An 18,280-nucleotide genomic window follows, 5' to 3' on the forward strand; every position below is an offset into this window, starting at 1 on the left:
GCCATGCTCCAAGCCCCCGAACTGCTCTCCCCCGCCGGCTCGCTGAAAGCCATGCGCCACGCCTTCGCCTATGGCGCCGATGCCGTCTACGCCGGGCAACCGCGCTACAGCCTGCGGGTGCGCAACAACGAATTCGACCTGGCCAACCTGGCCGTCGGCATCGCCGAGGCCCATGCCCTGGGCAAGCGTTTCTACCTGGTGGTGAACATCGCCCCGCACAACGCCAAGCTGAAAACCTTCCTGGCCGACCTGGAGCCGGTGCTGGCCCTGGGGCCGGATGCGCTGATCATGTCCGACCCGGGGATGATCATGCTGGTGCGCCAGCATTTCCCCACGGCGAACATCCACCTCTCGGTGCAGGCCAACGCGGTGAACTGGGCCAGCGTGGCCTTCTGGCGCGACCAGGGGCTGAGCCGGGTGATCCTCTCCCGCGAGCTGTCGCTGGAGGAGATCGGCGAGATCCGCGAGAAGGTCCCGGACATGGAGCTGGAGGTGTTCGTCCACGGCGCCCTGTGCATGGCCTACTCCGGGCGCTGCCTGCTGTCGGGCTACATCAATCGCCGCGACCCCAACCAGGGCACCTGTACCAACGCCTGCCGCTGGCAGTACCAGGCGCACCCGGCGCGGGAGGACGAACTGGGCCAACTGGTGCGCGAAGCCACTCTCGGCGAAGGCGCGCCCACCGACGCGGTGTTCCTGCTGGAAGAAGGCAACCGCCCCGGCGAATTGATGGAGGCCCACGAGGACGAGCACGGCACCTACATCATGAATTCCAAGGACCTGCGCGCCATCCAGCACGTGCAGCGCCTGGCCGAGATGGGCGTGCACTCGCTGAAGATCGAGGGCCGCACCAAGTCGCACTACTACGTGGCGCGCACCGCCCAGGCCTACCGCAAGGCCATCGACGACGCCGTGGCCGGCCGGCCCTTCGACCGTGGCCTGATGGACGAGCTGGAGTCCCTGGCCCACCGTGGCTACACCGAGGGTTTCCTGCGCCGCCATGTGCATGACGAGTATCAGAATTACCAGTACGGCAGCTCGCGGGCGGAGCGCCAGCAGTTTGTCGGGGAGTTCACTGGCGCCCGCCGTGGCGACCTCGCCGAGGTAAGGGTGAAGAACCGCTTCGCGGTGGGTGACAGCCTCGAACTCATGACGCCGGCCGGCAACCGCACGCTGCGCCTGGAACGTCTGGAGAATGTTCGGGGTGAAGCCATCGAGGTCGCGCCGGGCGATGGGCACGTCGTGTATCTGCCGGTGCCGGAGGGGGTGGGGCTGGATTATGGGTTGCTGATGCGGGACCTGCTGGAGCGGCCGGCGAAGGCGGGGTGCGGGGGTTGTGGCTGCTGAGTGCTTTTCGTAGGAACGAGGGGGACGCCTAGTTCTTGCTCGCGAACGGGACTTCGCCGGTAATCTCGGTGCTTGAGCAGAAGAGCGCCCTCTCCCTAACCCTCTCCCTGAAGGGAGAGGGGACCGTTCGGCGTGCTTGGGTATTTCGGCGTTAGCCGGCTGGCACCGTAATTTCCGGCTGAAACCATTCCTCCTCTCGGCACGGACTAGCCCCCTCTCCCTTCAGGGCGGGGCGCGCAGCCGAGGGCTGGGGAGAGGGGACGGAGTCAACCCAAGGCTCCGTTGCAACAGGGAAACTCCGTTCGCGAGCAAGCTCGCTCCTACAACCAACCCCCACCAACTCACGGATTCTGCAAAAACACCACATACCCCCGGAACCACGGACTGCGCTCCAGATACTCCGGCGCCTGCCACTGCCCGTACTGCGCCAGGCCGATGCGGAACGGCAGCTGCAGGCGCGCCACCCTTGGCAGGTAGCGCTGGTAGTCGGGAATCGTCCGGCGCCCCTGGTAGGTCTGCACCACCACCTCGTCCACCACGTCCTTGAGTTCATTGATGGTCGCCGGCTCCGCGTTGCTGCTCCAGTCCAGCAGGCCGGTGATGCTCAGGCGGTATTCGATCGGCAGGCGCCGGCGGAAGTCGCGCAGGAAGGCCACGTATTCGTGGAGGTAGCGGGTGCGGGCGTCGAAGTCGATCTGCACGCCCAGCAGCGGGTTGCCGGCGCGCTGCCAGCGGCGCAGCTGGGCCAGCAGGGTAGCGTAGCTGTCCTCGCTCCAGCGCAGGCTGTGGGCGCGGTAGACCAGCCACACCTGGCCCGTGCGCAGGCGCGGCATGGCGATGCCCTGGGCGTGCAGGCGCGCCGGTTGTTCGGGGGCGCCGCGCGGGGCGCTGACCTGGCCCTGCAGCACGTACAGCGTGCGCGCCTGGCGCAGCACCGGCTGGGCCTGCACGCCGCCCCACAGCCAGAAGGCGTCGTAGTCGGCGGCGTCCACCACCCCGGCGCGGGCCGTGGCGCTCCACAGCAGCAGGCCCAGCGCCAGGCTCTTCGCGGCCAGGCCCATGGCCGCGCTACCAGTAGTACTTCAGCGATTTCGCCCAGGGCGTATCGGCGTACTGCGTCTTCAGGGTGCGGAACCAACGCTTGCGCTGCGCCGGGGCGATGTCCTGCTTGCCGCAGCCGTTGTAGCCGCTGGGCGCGTAGCAGTTGATGGCGCGGTACAGCGCGTAGGCCTTGTCGTCGCTGCCGGCCTGGTCGTCGGCAATCACCTTCAGGTAGCCGTCCAGGCGCGAGTAGGGCTCGCCTTCGAACAGCGACGGGCTGCCGCCCAGTTCGCGCACGCCGGGCTGGTTGTCCAGCGGGAAGCTGTCGAGGTTGTTGCGCAGGATGAACTCGCCGAAGCAGTTCAGCGCCTGCGGCGGCTGCGGCTCCTGCTGCAGGGCCAGGGCCAGGTCGCGGATGGCCGGGCAGTCGTAGCCGGAGCTGCCCTTGCCGCCCGGCCACTGAAACAGGCTCAGCGGCTGCCCGCCGCCGTAGACGAAGCCGAGGCTGGCGCTCAGCGGCTTGGTCGAGGGCTCGGCCGGCAGCAGCGCGAGGTCGTTGACGAAGTTGCCATAGCGGCCGTGCAGCAGGTCCTTGTACAGCAGGGTGAAGAGCGCGGTGTCGCGCTCCTCGGCCGGCGCCGTCTCGGACTTCACCTGCTGGCGCAGCAGCTCGGGGCCGGCGATGTGGCGCAGCAGCAGCTCGCGGATGGCCGGGGTGCGCACCGGCGAGTTCTCCGCATAGACCTTCACCAGGCGGTCGCTGCGCTCGTAGTTGAAGGCCAGCGCCAGTTCCAGCTGCTCGCGCTGCAGCGGCTGGCGGGCCAGCGGCAGCAGCTGCAGCCAGAGCTTCTCCGCGCCCAGCCAGTCGTTGCCGGCCTCCAGGGCGAAGCCGCGCAGGGTCTGCTGGCTGAAGGCGAGGTAGTCGAGCTTCTGCGGCAGGGCCTTCGGCAATTGTTCAGCCGCCTTGGCCGGCTGTTCCTCGACGTACAGCTGCCAGGCGGCCAGCAGGTAGTCGTGCAGCCCCGGCAGCTCGGCGAACAGCGGCTTCTGCGCCTGCAGCCCGGGCAGGTCGAGGGCGCGGCCCTCGCCGGCCTCGTGGTGGCGCATCTGCATCAGGTCGAGCACCGCCAGCAGGCGCGGGTCCTTGACCTCGGCCGGGTGCGCGCTGACCAGCAGCTTGTTGTCCACCTCGGCGATCAGTTGGGCCTGGTCGGCGTTGCCCTGGGCCGCTTCCGGCTGGGCGAACAGCCAGGCGTACTCCGCGGCCAGGCGCCCGGGGTCGTTCATCAGCCAGTACACGCGGCGCATCAGGCCCTTGGCCGAGGTGGCGTAGCGGCCCTGTGGATAAGCCTGCAGGTAGGCCTTGAAGTCGCTCTCGGCGACCTTCAGCGCGGCCTGGTCGACCTTGCGCAGGTCGGGGTAGCCCATGTCGTCGAAGGCGTTCTGCTGCGCCTGATTGAGCTGGCTGCGGCCGAGCATGTAGCGCGCCGTCTCGCGCAGCCACGGCAGCCGGCTGTCGTGCAGGGCCTGGAAGCTCTTGCGCGCGGCCGGAAAGTGGCCGCTGTAGAAGGCGGCGACGCCTTGCAGGTAGCCGGCGAAGTCGCGCCCGGCGGGGGAATCCACGTCCTTGGGCAGCAGACCGGCGAGCTGCGCGTCGTCCCATTGGCAACCCTGCAACAGGGCCAGGCGCGCCCGCGCCAGGCCCTGCCGCTCGGCGGGCGGCAGGTCGGCGGCCAGCAGCTGGGCGAGGAAGTCCTGGGCGGTGGCAGGGTTGTTGCTGCGGCAGCGGCTGCCCTCGCCGCTGGCGAAGCGCTCGCCCTCGGCCGGCACCGCGTCCGCCGGCAGGCCGATGCGCACCGCCAGCTCCGCCAGGGGCGCCGCCGGTTTGGCCGTGGCGGCGGCTGCGGGCTCCACGGTCATGGGTTCGTCGAACAGCCGCGTCAGCGGGAAGGGCACCAGGCCGTAGCCCAGCTGCTGCTCGTCATCGGACAACGCCTTGACCGGCAGGCTGGCGCGGCCGGCATCGGCCAGCAGCAGCTGCAGGTTGACCCGGCTGTCGTTGCCGGGGCTGAGGAACGGCAGGCTGTTGCACACGTCCAGGGTGTCGCGCTTGAGGTTCCAGCTCGGGTAGCAGGAATCGTCGCTGCTGGCGTAGGCCTGCTGCGCGGCAAGCACGCCGAAGGTGAGGGCCAGGAGGGGGAGTCCACGCGGGCGCATGCAAGGTCCTTGTCCGTTGGGGCCCGCGCCTTGGCGCGGGGAATTCGCTCTTTGGGCTGGAATCTTACCTCGGAGCACAGGCACTTGCCGCATTCACACAGACGCCGTAGGAAAAACCAGACGGCGCGCTGCGGCAGATTGTCCAGCTGCACCGCTATTTGCTGCGGCGCAAAGAAGGTTTTCGCCCAAGGGGTTTCCCTGTGGACAACGCAATCTCGTCCATTAGGAGAAGTACCCATGGCTGACCTGGAAAAAACGCCTTTCTCGCGCCGTAGCCTGCTCGCCGGAGCCGTCGCGCTCGGCGTCGCCGGCTCGGTCCTCGGCAGCGGTCTGGCCTTCGCCAAGGAGTCGGCGCCGCTGCAGACCGGGCCGGCGCCGGACCTGTCGAAGCTGGCCAGGAGCAAGGTCGAGCTGCTCGCCCCGCCCTTCGTCCATGCCCACGAACAGCGCACCAGCGCCAAGCCGCGGGTGGTGGAGTTCCGCATGGTCATCCAGGAGAAGGACCTGATCATCGACGACGACGAAACCCACGTCCACGCCATGACCTTCGACGGCTCGGTGCCCGGGCCGCTGATGGTGGTGCACCAGGACGACTACGTCGAGCTCACCCTGGTCAACCCGGCCAGCAACAGCATGGCCCACAACATCGACTTCCACGCCGCCACCGGCGCCCTGGGCGGCGGCTCGCTGACCATCGTCAACCCCGGCGAGCAGGTCAAGCTGCGCTTCAAGGCCACCCGCCCCGGCGTGTTCGTCTACCACTGCGCGCCCGGCGGGATGATGATCCCCTGGCACGTGGTCTCGGGCATGAACGGCGCGATCATGGTGCTGCCGCGCGACGGCCTGAAGGACCGCGACGGCCGCCCGCTGAAGTACGACAAGGTGTTCTACATCGGCGAGCAGGACTTCTACGTGCCGCGCGACAAGGACGGCAAGTTCAAGCGCTACGCCACGCCCGCCGAGAGCTTCAACGACACCATGCAGACCATGAAGGGGCTGATCCCCAGCCACGTGGTGTTCAACGGCCGGGTCGGCGCCCTGACCGGCAAGAACGCGCTGACCGCCAAGGTCGGCGAGACCGTGCTGATCGTCCACTCCCAGGCCAACCGCGATACCCGCCCGCACCTGATCGGCGGCCACGGCGACCACGTCTGGGCCACCGGCAAGTTCGGCAACCCGCCGGAGGAAGGCCTGGAGACCTGGTTCATCCCCGGCGGCGCCGCCGGCGCGGCGCTGTACACCTTCCGCCAGCCGGGCCTGTACGCCTACCTCAACCACAACCTGATCGAGGGCGTGGCCCTGGGCGCCACCGCGCACTTCCAGGTCGAGGGGCAATGGGACTCCGACCTGATGAGCCAGGTCGAACCGCCCTCGCCCATCAAGTGACGCCACCGGCCGGCCCGCGAGGGCCGGCCCCGCCACGAGGGAACGCCGATGCGCAAGGCGCTGATCATCGCCCTTCCGCTGCTGCTGGTGGCCATCGCCCTGGGCGCCTGGCTGCCGCGCAGCGACCCGAGCCTGGCGCCGGAGACCGTCAGCCTGACGCCGCGGGAATACCGCTTCCGCCCCGCCGGCGACTACTGGCGCGACGCCCGCCCGGTGGACGCGCCGCTGCGCAGCGAACGCCTGGCGCCGCGCTTCGCGGTGATGAAATACCAGGTCAGCCGGGCCGAATACGCCCGCTGCGTGGACGCCGGCGCCTGCCTGGCGCTGGATGGCCAGGCCGCCACGCCCGGCGCCGACCTGCCGCTCACCGGCGCCAGCCTGCTGGACGCCCAGCTCTATGCCGAGTGGCTGTCCAAGCGCACCGGCCAGCGCTGGCGCCTGCCCAGCGATGAGGAATGGGCGTTCTTCGCCGGCTCGCGCTGGGCCGACGACGCCCTGCGCATCGACGACGACGGCCGCAACCCGGCGCGCCGCTGGCTGGCGCGCTACCGCTTCGAGGCCGCGGCGGCCGGCGAAGGCCCGGCCCGGGCACAGCCGCGCGGCAGCCATGGCCTCAACGAACTGGGCGTGGCAGACCTTGCGGGCAACGTCTGGGAATGGACGCAGAGCTGCCACACGCGGGTCAGCCTGGACGCCAATGGCACGGAAAAGAGCCGCGTCGAGGCCTGCTCGATCCGCATCGCCGAAGGCCGCCACCGCGCCGCCATCAACGAATTCGTCCGCGACGCCCGCGGCGGCGGCTGCAGCGCCGGGCAACCGCCGGACAACCTGGGTTTCCGCCTGGTCAGAGAGCTGCCTTGACTTGATCCCACTCAAGTTTCGCCACCCCGCGAAACGGGTATGCTGCGGCGGGCCCCAGGGAATCCCGAGCGTGAGCGACAAGCCGACGATCAACCGCGCCTGGCTGGCGAACCTGCCACCCTTTGCCAACTGCACCCGCGAGGAACAGGACGACATCCTCCGCCCGGCCAGCGTGCTGCCGCTGCACTGCGGCGCCACGGTGTTCGAGCAGGGCGAGCCGGCCGAGCACTTCTACCTGCTGGTGCACGGCCGCCTCAAGGCCACCCAGCTGACCTGCGACGGCCAGCGCGTGCTGGTGCGCCTGGTCAACCCCGGCGACCTGTTCGGCTTCGTCCGCGCCCTGGGCCGCGAAGACTACCCCGCCAGCGCGACCGCCACCCAGGAAAGCCTGGCGCTGGCCTGGCCCACCGCGCTATGGGAACCGCTACTGGCGCGCCACCCCGGCTTCGCCCTGAACACCGTGCAGGCCATTGGCGTGCGCCTGCAGGAAGCCCACGTGCGCTTCTGCGAACTGGCCACCGAGGAAGTCGAGCGCCGCGTCGCCCACGCCGTGCTGCGCCTGGTGCGCAGCAGCGGCCGCGCGGAATCCGAAGGCGTGCGCATAGACTTCCCGGTCAGCCGCCAGGACATCGCCGAAATGACCGGCACCACCCTGCACACCGTCTCGCGCATCCTCTGCGCCTGGGAAAGCCGCGGCCTGGTGCGCGGCGGCCGGCAGAAGCTGCTGGTGCGCAACCCGCAGCAGCTGCTGCACATCGCCGAGGGCGACGACGAACGGGAAATCGCGCACTGCGACGCTTGACCGCAATCAAGGAGCCCGGAGCACCGCCCTTCCTAGACTGGCGCCTGCCTACCGCACCGACTCCCGAGGCCCGCCGCCATGCACGACAACCTGACCGAACGCACCCTCAGCGACCTGGCCTGCAGCCTGCCCGGCAGCACCAGCCTGTTGCGCGACTACAAGCTGGACTTCTGCTGCGCCGGCCAGCGCAGCCTGCGCGAAGCCGCCAGCGAACTGGGCCTGGACGCCGAGCGCATCGCCAGCGAACTGCGCGCCCTGCGCCCGGCCAGCGAAGAGCGCGACTGGCGCCAGGCGAGCAACGCCGAACTGATCGAGCACATCCTCGAGCGCTACCACCAGCGCCATCGCCAGCAGTTCCCCGCGCTGCTGCCGCTGGCCCAGCGCGTGGAGCGCACCCACGCCGCGCACCCGCACTGCCCCCACGGCCTGGTGGCGCTGCTGGAACGGATGCAGGAAGAACTCGAATCGCACATGTGCAAGGAAGAGCACATCCTGTTCCCCTGGCTGAACCAGGGCGTGCCGCTGCTGCACGTGCAGGGGCCGATCGGGGTGATGCGCCACGAGCACGACGAACACGCCCAGTCCCTGGCCGCGCTGGCCGAGCTAACCGACGACCTGACCGCCCCGGCCAACGCCTGCACCACCTGGCGCGCGCTCTACGCCGGGCTGGAAGAGCTGCGCCGCGACCTGATGCAGCACATCCACCTGGAGAACAACCTGCTGTTCGTCGGCGCCAACCGGCCGCAATGACCATTCATCGGCCGGAGGCCGGCGTGACAGCATGCCTCACCCCCCAACCCGCGCATGGCGAGCATACTGGGCGGATGTCCCCTGCCCAGGAAAGCTCCGCCATGCAGTCCCAGCGCGTCCACCAGCAGATCCTGCGCGGGCATCACCTGTTCGATGCCCTCGACGAGGCGCAGCTGGAACAGCTGCTCGCCACCTGCCAACTGCTCAACCTCGACAAGGGCGACAAGCTGTTCCACCAGGGCGAGCCGGCGCATGCGTTCTTCTTCGTGATATCCGGCGCGGTGAAGATCTTCCGGCTGACCCCGGAGGGCCAGGAGAAGGTCCTGGAAGTGGTGGTCGGCCGGCAGACCTTCGCCGAGGCCATGATGTTCATGGACACCCCGGACTACGTCGCCTCGGCCCAGGCGCTGGAGCCGACGCAGGTCTACCGCTTCGCCAACCGCACCTACCTGGAGCTGCTGCACAGCAACCCGCAGCTGCCCTTCGCCCTGCTCGGCACCCTGTGCATCCGCCTGCACCGGCGGATCAACGAGATCGAGACGCTGTCGCTGAAGAACTCCACCCACCGGGTGGTGCGCTACCTGCTGACGCTGCTCAACCGCCACGGCGACGCCGACCTGCGCTTCGACCTGCCGATGGCCAAGCAACTGGTGGCCGGGCACCTGTCGATCCAGCCGGAAACCTTCTCCCGCGTGCTGCGCCGGCTGATCGACGAACGCATCATCGACCTGCAGGGCCGCACCGTGCAGGTCCTCGATCCGCTGCGCCTGGAGCAGTTCGAATAGGCATGCGCCAGTGCCTGTATTGCCAGCAGGCCAGTCCCGACGACCAGGCCGACTGCCCGCACTGCGGCATGCCGCTGCCGGCCGAACAGGCGCTGGCCAGGCAGAGGCAGCTGCGTCGGTTCAAGCTGTTCTGCGTCGTCCTTGCGGTGTTCTGCGTGGCCATGGCGGTCTGGTTGCCGCGCTAGGCGTCCCGAAACCGGCCTGCCGGCTGGATCGCGGATGAATCCGCTCCTACCGCATGAGCGAGCATGGCTTTTCGTAGGATGGTGTTGAGCGAAGCGATACCCATCGCCACGACCGCATGGGTTTCGCAAGCTCAACCCATCCTACGAAGAGCGTCTCGGTGCGGCCCGCAAGACAGTTGCTCCTACAGGTAGGTTCGAAGCCCCGTAGGATGGGTTGAGCGAAGCGATACCCATCGCCACGACCGCATGGGTTTCGCAAGCTCAACCCATCCTACGAAGAGCACTCCGGCGCAGCCGGCAAGACGCTTGCTCCTACGCTGTTTCCGGGTTCGCACTGCGCCGAGGTGCTTTTCGTAGGAGCGAGCTTGCTCGCGAACGGAGTTTGCCGGTGGCGTAAGTGTCGGGTTCAAGAGCGCCCTCTCCCCAACCCTCTCCCGCAAGCGGGAGAGGGGGCCGTCCTGAGCGGCCGGTAAGTCCGGTCGCGAACGGGTCTCGCTACGGGGATTGGTTCGCGAGCAAGAACTGGGCGTCCCACTCGCTCCTACAAAGGGCTGTCCACCGCCTCACTCGCCACATCGTCCCCCTGTAGGAGCGCGCCCTGCGCGCGATTCGCGGGCAGGGCCCGCTGCTCCTACAATGGCGCACGGCCTCACTCGCGGCGGCGGGTCAGCTGGCGGTACAGCTGCGGCAGGCGCAGCGGCAGCTGGGCCGGGTCGTGCAGCATCTGGTAGCCCTGGTGGCCGAACAGGTGCGGCAGGTAGTCCGCCGCCTCGCGGTCGATGGTCAGGCAGAACGGCAGCACCCCGGCGCGGCGGGCTTCCAGCACCGCCTGGCGGGTGTCTTCGATGCCGTAGCGGCCCTCGTAGCAATCCAGGTCGTTGGGCTTGCCGTCGGTGAGGATCAGCAGCAGGCGCTGGCGCTCGCCGCGTTCGAGCAGCAGTTGCGTGGCCCGGCGGATCGCCGCGCCCATGCGTGTGTAGTAGCCGGGGCGCAAGGCGCGGATACGGCCGCGCACGGCGTCGCCGTGGCGTTCCTCGAAGCTCTTCAGCTGGGTCAGGCGCACGTGGTGCCGGCGCAGCGAGGAAAAGCCGTACAGCGCGAAACGATCGCCCACCGCCTGCAATGCTTCGCCGAACAGCAGCAGGCTGTCGCCGATCAGGTCGATGACGCGGTGGCGGTCGTCCAGGTGCGCGTCGGTGGACATCGACAGGTCGGCCAGCAGCAGGCAGGCCAGGTCGCGGCGGGTTTGCCGGCGTTCGAGGAACAGGCCGGTCTCGGCGCAGGCGCCCAGGCGCCGTTCGACGCTGAAGTCCAGCCAGGCCTGCAGGTCCGGCTCGCTGCCCTGGGGCTGGCGGCGCAGCCACTGCGGTTGCTGGCGCAGGCCCTCGAACTGGCGGCGCAGGCGCCGGGCGATGGGCGCCAGCGCATCCGGCAGCGGCGCCGGCGCGGCATCGCGCGGCAGCATCGGCTGCAGGCAGACGTGGTCGGGCAGCAGGCACTGGCGCCGGTAGTCCCATTCCGGCAGGCGGATGCCCTCGCCCAGCGGCAGGTCGTCGTATTCGGCCGCCGGCAGGTCCAGGTCCAGGCGCAGGCCGCCGCCCCTGCGCTGGCGTTGCCGGGACAGGCTCAGGTGGTCGAGGTCCTCGGCCACCCGCGCGGCGTCCAGGTCCTCGCTGTCGTCGCCGGCGCGGTCCAGCTCGACGTGCTCGGACCAGCTGAACAGGTTCTCCAGGCGGAACAGCAGCAGGCCGCCGCGCCCCGGGTCCTGTTCGGTGCGCTCGCCACGCTTGCGGGCGATGCCGTTGCGAGCGTCGCCCGTCGGCCTGCCCTGCTCGTCGCCGTCGACCAGTTCGGTGCGCTGCGGCGCCGCCAACTGCTGCGGTGGATACAGCCACAACGGCAGCGGCCAGGGCGCGCGCTCGCTGCGCGGCAGGCGGAGTACGCTGCCCGGCTCGCGCAGGGCCTGGCGCAGCGCGCGCTCCAGCACCGCCTCGGCCGGCGGCAACTGGGCCGGGTCCGGGCGCAGCGGCAGCAGCGCCTCCACCAGCCGTTCATAGCGCGGGCGCAGCAGCGGGTAGCGCTGCAACACGGCGAGGGTCCAGGCCTGGTTGTCGCCGGCCCAGTGCCGCAGCGGCTGGCTGTGCGCCGCGAGCAGCGCCAGCCAGCGGTAGAGTTCGCGGTTCAGTTGCGCATCGGGGTAGACCGCCAGGCTGGGCGGCAGGCGCAGGGAGTCGGCGTCGAACCAGGCCACCGGCAGTTGCTGGCAGGTGCCGGCCACTTGCTGCAACAGGCTGCGGCGCACCAGCAGTTCGCGCGGGCTGGCCGCCTCCACGCCGACGCCGGCCTCGCCGCCGGTGCCGCGGAACAGCAGCAGCAGGCTGCAGCGGACCTCGTCCAGGCTCACCGCCGCGTCCTCGAAGGTCGGGCTCGCGCGGCGGGTGATGAAGCGGTGCCAGGCGCGGCCGAAGCCTTCCTCCAGTTCCAGGTGAATGGTCATCGCGGCCTCGCGAAAAAAGGGCCCGCTGCCAGGCAGACGGGCCCCGGGGGAGGGAACTCAACCGGCCTGTTGCGCCACGCCCACCGCGATGCGGCCGCGCTGGCGGAAGCTCAGCAGGTAGCAGATCAGCCCGATGAGGAAGCCGAAGCCGGCGTACAGGCGCAACCAGAAGAACACCTTCAGTTGCTCCACCGTGGCCATGAACGGCATGGCCGCGCCGTCGGCCGGCATCCGCTGCAGCCACACCTGCACCACGCCGGCGGCGGTCAGCAGCAGGGTGATCAGCAGCATGGAGATGGTCATCAGCCAGAAGGCCCAGATCTCCAGGCTCTGCGCCCGGGCATCGGCCGCCTCGCCGATCCCGCGCAAGCGCGGCATGGCGTAGCTGATCAGGGTGATCACGATCATCACGTAGGCGCCGTAGAACGCCAGGTGGCCGTGGGCCGCGGTCAGCTGGGTGCCGTGGGTGTAGTAGTTCACCGGGGCCAGGGTGTGCAGGAAGCCCCACACGCCGGCGCCGAGGAACGCGGTCACCGTGGTGCCCAGGGCCCAGAGCGAGGCGGCCTTGTTCGGGTGCTCGCGGCGACGGCGGCGCACCATGTTGAAGGCGAACAGCACCATGGCGAAGAACGGCAGCGGTTCAAGGGCCGAGAAGATCGAGCCGAGCCACAGCCACACGCCCGGCGCGCCGATCCAGAAGTAGTGGTGGCCGGTGCCGATGATGCCGGTGATCAGGGCCATGGCGATGATCACGTAGAGCCACTTCTCCACCACCTCGCGGTCGACGCCGGTGACCTTGATCAGCACGAAGGCCAGCATCGAGCCCATGATCAGCTCCCACACGCCTTCCACCCACAGGTGCACCACCCACCACCAGTAGTACTTGTCGCGGGCCAGGTTCTCCGGGTTGTAGAAGGAGAACAGGAAGAACACCGCCAGGCCCACCAGGCCGGTCATCATCACCACGCTGACCACCGTCTTGCGGCCCTTCAGCAAGGTCATGCCGATGTTGTAGAGGAAGCCCAGGGCGACCACGACTATGCCCAGCTTGGTGATGGTCGGCTGTTCGAGGAACTCCCGGCCCATGGTCGGCAGCAGCTCGTTGTGGGTCAGCCTGGCCAGCCCCGCGTAGGGCACCAGCAGGTAGCCGAGGATGGTCAGCACGCCGGCGATGGCGAACACCCAGAACAGCACGATCGCCAGTTTCGGGCTGTGCAGTTCGCGGTCGGCCTCCTCCGGCACCAGGTAGTAGGCCGCGCCCATGAAGCCGAACAGCAGCCAGACGATCAGCAGGTTGGTGTGCACCATGCGCGCGACGTTGAACGGGATGGCCGGGAACAGGAAGTCGCCGACCACGTACTGCATGCCCATGACCAGGCCGAAGACGATCTGCCCGACGAACAGCATCAGGGCGAACACGAAGTACGGCTTGGCCACCGCTTGCGAAGCGAATTTCAGATGGGGATTGCCCGGGTTCATGCTCAACCCTCCTTGTTCGGCGGCCATTTGTTGGTATCGATCTTCGAGGTCCAGCGCAGGAAGGCCGCCAGGTCCGTCACCTCCTGGTCGCTGAGGTGGAACTGCGGCATCTGCCGGCGCCCGGGGATGCCCAGCGGCTGCATCTTCATCCAGGCGGCGAGGAAGCTGTCGAAGGCGGCGTCACCGCCGCGGCGGCCGATCACGTTGCCCAGCTCCGGCGCGAAGTAGGCGCCCTCGCCGAGCAGCGAATGGCAGCCGACGCAGTTGTTCTGCTCCCACACCAGCTTGCCGCGCACCACCGACTCGGTCAGCTCGGCCTGGTTGGTGCGTTTGGGGAAGGTGGTTTCGGTGTGATAGGTCAGGGCGAGAAACACCAGGAAGAAGAAAACGCCTCCCCCCAGGTATATGTTCCTCGCCATGCCCTTGGTGAAGGTGTCTGACATGGGGTCCTCCTCGGTCTCGATTTGCGGCCATTCTAGGAAGGCCCCCGGGCCGATCCGCTTGATGGCGATCAAGAAAGACCAATGCTTCCTGTCAGGTATTTATTTTCAGGGAAATCAGTAGCTTGCGTGGACGGCCAGGAGGAGCACGGCGAGCGCCAGCGGCCAGCCGAGCAGCAGCCGGCGCCACAACGCCGGGCCGTGGCCCAGCTCCATGAAGCGCAGCACGATGAGCCAGGCCTTGCCCAGCGCCAGCAGCAGGATGCTCGCCACCGGCAGCAGCGCGCTGGCGGCGTGGTTGCCGAGCCAGATGCCGGCCAGCGCCAGCGGCACCAGCAACGCCCAGGCCAGGGCCAGCGACCTCATGGCAGCGGCGCCAGCACGTAGACCAGCGGGAACAACATCACCCACACCAGGTCCACCATGTGCCAGTACAGCGCCCCGGACTCCAGCCCGCCGAGGGCGCCCTGGGCATAGGCGCCGCGCAGGCAGCGCAGGGCCATCCAGCCGAGGATCACCAGGCCCAGCCAGACGTGCAGGAAGTGGAAGCCGGTGACCAGCCAGAACAGCGTGAAGAAGGTGCTGTGCTCCAGGTCCAGCCCGCGCTGCGCCAGGTGCAGGTATTCGCCGGCCTTCAGCCAGACGTGCAGCAGCCCGAGCGCCAGCGCCGCCAGCAGCAGGAAGCTGGCGCGGCGCTGGTAGCCGCGGCGCACCAGCTCCACCGCGGCGGCGGCGAGGAAGCCGGCGGTCAGCAGGCTCAGCGTCAGGGCCAGGCCCAGGGACAGGTCCAGCGCCGCGCGGCCGGCGCGGAAGCCCTCGGCATCCAGGCGCTGGGCCACGGCGAAGACCAGGATGAGGATGGCGAAGACGCTCAGCTCGGCGAGGATGAACAGCCACATCGCCAGGTCGCCCGGCAGGCGCCGGGCGCTGGCCAGGGCCTCAGGCGAAGTGGACATCGACCAGGTCCATCAGCGCGGCGACGGTGCCCTCGTCGTCGGACAGCGGCTCGGCCAGCCCGGCTCGGCACGCCTCGCGCGGCGCCAGCCCGGCGTGGATCAGCCGCGCGGTGAGCACCAGCAGGCGCGTCGAGCAGACTTCCTCCAGCTCCTGCCGCCCCAGGCGGCGCAGGGCCACGCCCAGCTGCGCCAGGCGCTGGGCCAGCTCGCGGTCGACGTTGGCCTCGCGGGCGATGATGCCCGCCTCCACCTCCGCCGCCGGGTAGTCGAAGCGCAGCGCCACGAAGCGCTGGCGGGTGCTCGGCTTCATGCCCTTGAGCAGGTTCTGGTAGCCGGGGTTGTAGGACACCACCAGCATGAAGCCGGGCGGCGCCACCAGCGATTCTCCGGTGCGCTCGATGAACAGCTCGCGGCGGTCGTCCGCCAGCGGGTGCAGCACCACCACCGTGTCCTGGCGCGCCTCGACCACCTCGTCGAGGTAGCAGATGCCGCCCTCGCGCACCGCGCGGGTCAGCGGGCCGTCCTGCCACCAGGTGCCGTCGCTGCCGATCAGGTGGCGGCCGACCAGGTCCGCCGCCGACAGGTCGTCGTGGCAGGCCACGGTGTACAGCGGCCGGCCCAGGCGCTGCGCCATGTGCTGGACGAAGCGCGTCTTGCCGCAGCCGGTGGGGCCCTTGATCAGCACCGGCATGCCTTGCGCCGCGGCTTCGCCGAACAGCGTCACCTCGTTGCCGCTGGGCTGGTAGAAGAGCGGAAGTTCCTGGGCGGGTGCGTTCATGAGCGGGGGTTCTCCATCGGGTTCCACGGCTTGGCACGCTAGCCAGCGCGACGATCCGCCTCAAGCGCCGCGCCGGAAGTTCTTGATCCCCATCAAGCGTTTGCGTCACGGGCCCCTCCTAGAATCGCAGCCACCGCCGGGGGGACGCCGGCACCTGGATCCGGCGCTGCGGCGCCAAGCCTGCGAGGAAAGAGAACCATGAACAAAGCAATGGCCGTACTGCTGGCCGCCGGGTTGCTGGCACAGGCGCCAGCCTTCGCCAGCAGCGCCGAGGACCTGTTCAAGGCCAAGGCCTGCGTGGCCTGCCACACGCTGGACAAGAAACTGGTGGGCCCGGCCTTCCATGACGTGGCGAAGAAGTACGGCGACCAGTCCGACGGCGTGGCCCACGTGATGCACAGCATCCGCAAGGGCAGCCAGGGCGTCTGGGGCGCGATGCCGATGCCGCCCAACGCCGTCAGCGAGGACGAGGCCAAGACCCTTGCCGAGTGGATAGTCACGCTCAAGTAGTAGTTGTTGCGCAGGGGAGGAAACCCGATGGCCGCCGACCAGGATGCCCACTGTAGTACGGAGCCCGACGCCGGCCGCAAAGGCGCCGTCCGGTGCCTCCATCTGCTGCTGGGCTGGCTGTTGCTACTGGTCGGCCTGGCCGCCCAAGGCGCCGATCTCAGCGACCTGGAGCGCACGCGCATCACCCAGGTGTTCCCCGGCGTAGAACGCATCGGCGATGCCGAGGGCGAGTTCGGCGTGCGCCGCCTGTTCAAGGGCGACGAGCTGCTCGGCTACGCCTTCCAGAGCATCCGCGTCACGCAGATGCCGGCCTATTCCGGCAAGCCGATCAACCTGCAGGTGATCCTCGATCCCCATGCGGTGATCCGCGACACCTATGTACTGGAACACCACGAACCGATCCTGCTGATCGGCATTCCCGTCGAGAAATTGCACGCCTTCACCGCCGGCTATGCCGGCGTGCGGGCCGACCAGCGCGTGGTGGTCGGCCGCTCCAGCGACGCCCGGACGACTACCATCGATGCCGTCGCCGGCGCCACTGTCACTGTCATGGTGGTCAACGAGATCGTCATGCGCGCCGCCCATACCGTGGCGGTGTCCCTGGGGCTGATCGAGGACGGCGGCAGCGTCCGGCCCAAGCCCGCGCAAGTGCGCCTGGACGCCTTCCAGCCGGCGACCTGGGCCGAGCTGACCGGCAACGGCGCGATCCGCCGCCTGCAACTGAACCGCGGGCAGATCGACGACGCCTTCAAGGGCACCGAGGCCGCCAGCGTCGGCGCGGCCGATGCGGCGCACCGCGCGGACGACTTCATCGACCTCTACACCGCCCTGCTCAACCCGCCAACCGTCGGCCGCAACCTGCTGGGCGAACGCCAGTACCAGGAGCTGATGGGCTCGCTGAAGCCCGGCGAATACGCCATCGCCGTGCTGGGCAACGGCCAGTATTCGTTCAAGGGCTCCGGCTACGTGCGCGGCGGCATCTTCGACCGGGTGCAGCTGCGCCAGTTCGGCGACATCCTCAGCTTCCGCGACCTCGACTACCAGCGCCTGTCCGACGTCTATGCCGAGGGCATGCCGGCCTTCGCCGAGATGGCCATCTTCATCGTCCGCGCCCAGCACCGCTTCGACCCCGGTACGCCGTGGAACCTGGAGCTGCTGGTGCGCCGCCAGACCGGCCCGGTGGCCAGCCTGTTCACCAGCTTCGCCCTGCCCTACCAGACGCCCGAGGCCTACCTGCTGCGGCCGCAGCCCAGCGCCGAGGAACTGGCGGCCCTGGAAGAGGCCAAGCGCCCCCTGTGGCTGCGCATCTGGTACCAGAAGAGCTTCCAGATCGGCGTGCTGCTCGGCGCCCTGGCGCTGCTCGCCACCATCCTCTTCCTGCAGGACGCCCTGACCCGCCGGCCGCACCTGCTGCACTGGGTGCGCCGCGGCTACCTGGCCTTCACCCTGGTGTTCATCGGCTGGTACTGCCTGGGCCAGCTGTCGGTGGTCAACGTGCTGACCTTCGTCCACGCGCTGTTCGAAGGCTTCCGCTGGGAACTGTTCCTCAGCGACCCCATCCTGTTCATCCTCTGGACCTTCACCGCCGCCAGCGTGCTGCTCTGGGGACGCGGCGTGTTCTGCGGCTGGCTGTGCCCGTTCGGCGCCCTGCAGGAGCTGCTCAACGAGGCCGCGCGCAAGCTGCGGGTGCCGCAGTTCGAGTTGCCCTTCGCGGTCCACGAGCGGCTCTGGGCGATCAAGTACATCATCCTGCTGGCGCTGTTCGGCCTGTCCCTCGAATCGCTCGCCACCGCCGAGCGCGCCGCCGAGGTGGAGCCGTTCAAGACCGCCATCACCCTGGGCTTCGCCCGCCAGTGGGGCTTCGTCGCCTACGCCGGCGGCCTGCTGCTGGTCAACCTGTTCACCCGCAAGGTCTATTGCCGCTACCTCTGCCCGCTCGGCGCGGCCCTGGCCATCCCCGGCAAGGCGCGCCTGTTCGACTGGCTCAAGCGGCGCAAGGAATGCGGCCAGCCCTGCCAACTGTGCGCCCGCGAGTGCGAGATCCAGGCCATTCACCCGGACGGCCGGATCAACGCCAACGAGTGCCACTACTGCCTCGACTGCCAGCTCACCTACCACGACCAGAACAAGTGCCCACCGCTGGTGAACAAGCGCAAGAAACGTAGCAAGCCGGAACCGGCGGACGACGGCGAGCGGATTGCCGTGCGCCAACTCTGAAGCGCCAATTCTGAATAGCAACTTGGGAG

General features: G+C 69.2%; 17 protein-coding genes. 9 read left to right on the top strand and 8 right to left on the bottom strand.

The window, feature by feature from the left end:
- Window positions 1-3 precede the first annotated feature (3 nt).
- Window positions 4-1,347, top strand: a complete 1,344-nt coding sequence (gene yegQ, locus FG99_RS11870) for a prephenate-dependent tRNA uridine(34) hydroxylase TrhP (protein ID WP_043269789.1) — start codon at window positions 4-6, stop codon at window positions 1,345-1,347.
- A 341-nt stretch (window positions 1,348-1,688) separates the two neighbouring features.
- On the opposite strand, the gene FG99_RS11875 is transcribed toward yegQ, so the two are convergent.
- Together FG99_RS11875 and FG99_RS11880 are read right to left on the bottom strand one after the other, a co-directional pair.
- Entirely contained in the window at window positions 1,689-2,408 is a 720-nt protein-coding gene (locus FG99_RS11875) for a DUF3142 domain-containing protein (protein WP_009614913.1), read from the bottom strand.
- Between the two features lie 7 nt (window positions 2,409-2,415).
- Complete coding sequence (locus tag FG99_RS11880) at window positions 2,416-4,605, bottom strand: PA5441 family protein (RefSeq protein ID WP_043269791.1); 2,190 nt, start codon at window positions 4,603-4,605, stop codon at window positions 2,416-2,418.
- A 237-nt stretch (window positions 4,606-4,842) separates the two neighbouring features.
- On the opposite strand from FG99_RS11880, the gene nirK reads away from it, so the two are divergent.
- The 6 genes from nirK (at window position 4,843) to FG99_RS11910 (ending at window position 9,374) form a co-directional block, all read left to right on the top strand.
- A complete protein-coding gene (gene nirK / locus FG99_RS11885; protein WP_009614910.1) occupies window positions 4,843-5,991 on the top strand; it encodes a copper-containing nitrite reductase in 1,149 nt (382 codons plus the stop codon).
- Between the two features lie 48 nt (window positions 5,992-6,039).
- Window positions 6,040-6,852, top strand: coding sequence for an SUMF1/EgtB/PvdO family nonheme iron enzyme (locus FG99_RS11890; protein ID WP_043269793.1), 813 nt, complete (start codon window positions 6,040-6,042; stop codon window positions 6,850-6,852).
- 70 nt (window positions 6,853-6,922) lie between these two features.
- Complete coding sequence (locus tag FG99_RS11895) at window positions 6,923-7,654, top strand: Crp/Fnr family transcriptional regulator (RefSeq protein ID WP_043269795.1); 732 nt, start codon at window positions 6,923-6,925, stop codon at window positions 7,652-7,654.
- A gap of 78 nt (window positions 7,655-7,732) precedes the next feature.
- Entirely contained in the window at window positions 7,733-8,404 is a 672-nt protein-coding gene (gene ytfE, locus FG99_RS11900; protein ID WP_009614903.1) for an iron-sulfur cluster repair protein YtfE, read from the top strand.
- A 101-nt stretch (window positions 8,405-8,505) separates the two neighbouring features.
- Window positions 8,506-9,189, top strand: coding sequence for a Crp/Fnr family transcriptional regulator (locus tag FG99_RS11905; RefSeq protein WP_009614901.1), 684 nt, complete (start codon window positions 8,506-8,508; stop codon window positions 9,187-9,189).
- Window positions 9,190-9,191: 2 nt separating this feature from the next.
- Window positions 9,192-9,374 (top strand): hypothetical protein, encoded by a 183-nt coding sequence (locus FG99_RS11910; RefSeq protein WP_043269797.1) that lies wholly within the window; start codon window positions 9,192-9,194, stop codon window positions 9,372-9,374.
- Between the two features lie 649 nt (window positions 9,375-10,023).
- Here the strand turns inward: FG99_RS11910 and FG99_RS11915 are convergent.
- The 6 genes from FG99_RS11915 to FG99_RS11940 form a co-directional block, all read right to left on the bottom strand.
- The gene (locus FG99_RS11915) at window positions 10,024-11,871 is read right to left on the bottom strand and encodes a nitric oxide reductase activation protein NorD (protein ID WP_043269799.1); all 1,848 of its coding nucleotides are present in this window, start codon (window positions 11,869-11,871) and stop codon (window positions 10,024-10,026) included.
- A 57-nt stretch (window positions 11,872-11,928) separates the two neighbouring features.
- On the bottom strand, window positions 11,929-13,350 hold the full coding sequence (locus FG99_RS11920; protein WP_009614895.1) for a cbb3-type cytochrome c oxidase subunit I: 1,422 nt from the start codon (window positions 13,348-13,350) through the stop codon (window positions 11,929-11,931).
- A 2-nt stretch (window positions 13,351-13,352) separates the two neighbouring features.
- The gene (locus FG99_RS11925; RefSeq protein WP_043270323.1) at window positions 13,353-13,793 is read right to left on the bottom strand and encodes a c-type cytochrome; all 441 of its coding nucleotides are present in this window, start codon (window positions 13,791-13,793) and stop codon (window positions 13,353-13,355) included.
- 114 nt (window positions 13,794-13,907) lie between these two features.
- The gene (locus FG99_RS11930; RefSeq protein WP_009614890.1) at window positions 13,908-14,156 is read right to left on the bottom strand and encodes a cytochrome C oxidase subunit IV family protein; all 249 of its coding nucleotides are present in this window, start codon (window positions 14,154-14,156) and stop codon (window positions 13,908-13,910) included.
- Window positions 14,153-14,746 (bottom strand): cytochrome c oxidase subunit 3, encoded by a 594-nt coding sequence (locus FG99_RS11935; RefSeq protein ID WP_043269802.1) that lies wholly within the window; start codon window positions 14,744-14,746, stop codon window positions 14,153-14,155. Before FG99_RS11935 ends, FG99_RS11930 begins: the two co-directional genes overlap by 4 nt.
- Window positions 14,730-15,524, bottom strand: coding sequence for a CbbQ/NirQ/NorQ/GpvN family protein (locus FG99_RS11940; RefSeq protein ID WP_009614887.1), 795 nt, complete (start codon window positions 15,522-15,524; stop codon window positions 14,730-14,732). Before FG99_RS11940 ends, FG99_RS11935 begins: the two co-directional genes overlap by 17 nt.
- A gap of 198 nt (window positions 15,525-15,722) precedes the next feature.
- Between FG99_RS11940 and FG99_RS11945 the strand changes: the two genes are divergently transcribed.
- Both FG99_RS11945 and nosR read left to right on the top strand, forming a co-directional pair.
- On the top strand, window positions 15,723-16,034 hold the full coding sequence (locus FG99_RS11945) for a c-type cytochrome (RefSeq protein WP_009614885.1): 312 nt from the start codon (window positions 15,723-15,725) through the stop codon (window positions 16,032-16,034).
- Window positions 16,035-16,151: 117 nt separating this feature from the next.
- Window positions 16,152-18,251, top strand: a complete 2,100-nt coding sequence (gene nosR, locus FG99_RS11950) for a transcriptional regulator NosR (RefSeq protein WP_043270325.1) — start codon at window positions 16,152-16,154, stop codon at window positions 18,249-18,251.
- Window positions 18,252-18,280: the final 29 nt, after the last annotated feature.

The sequence above is a fragment of the Pseudomonas sp. AAC genome (assembly GCF_000725445.1).
Classification (GTDB): Bacteria; Pseudomonadota; Gammaproteobacteria; order Pseudomonadales; family Pseudomonadaceae; genus Pseudomonas; species Pseudomonas citronellolis.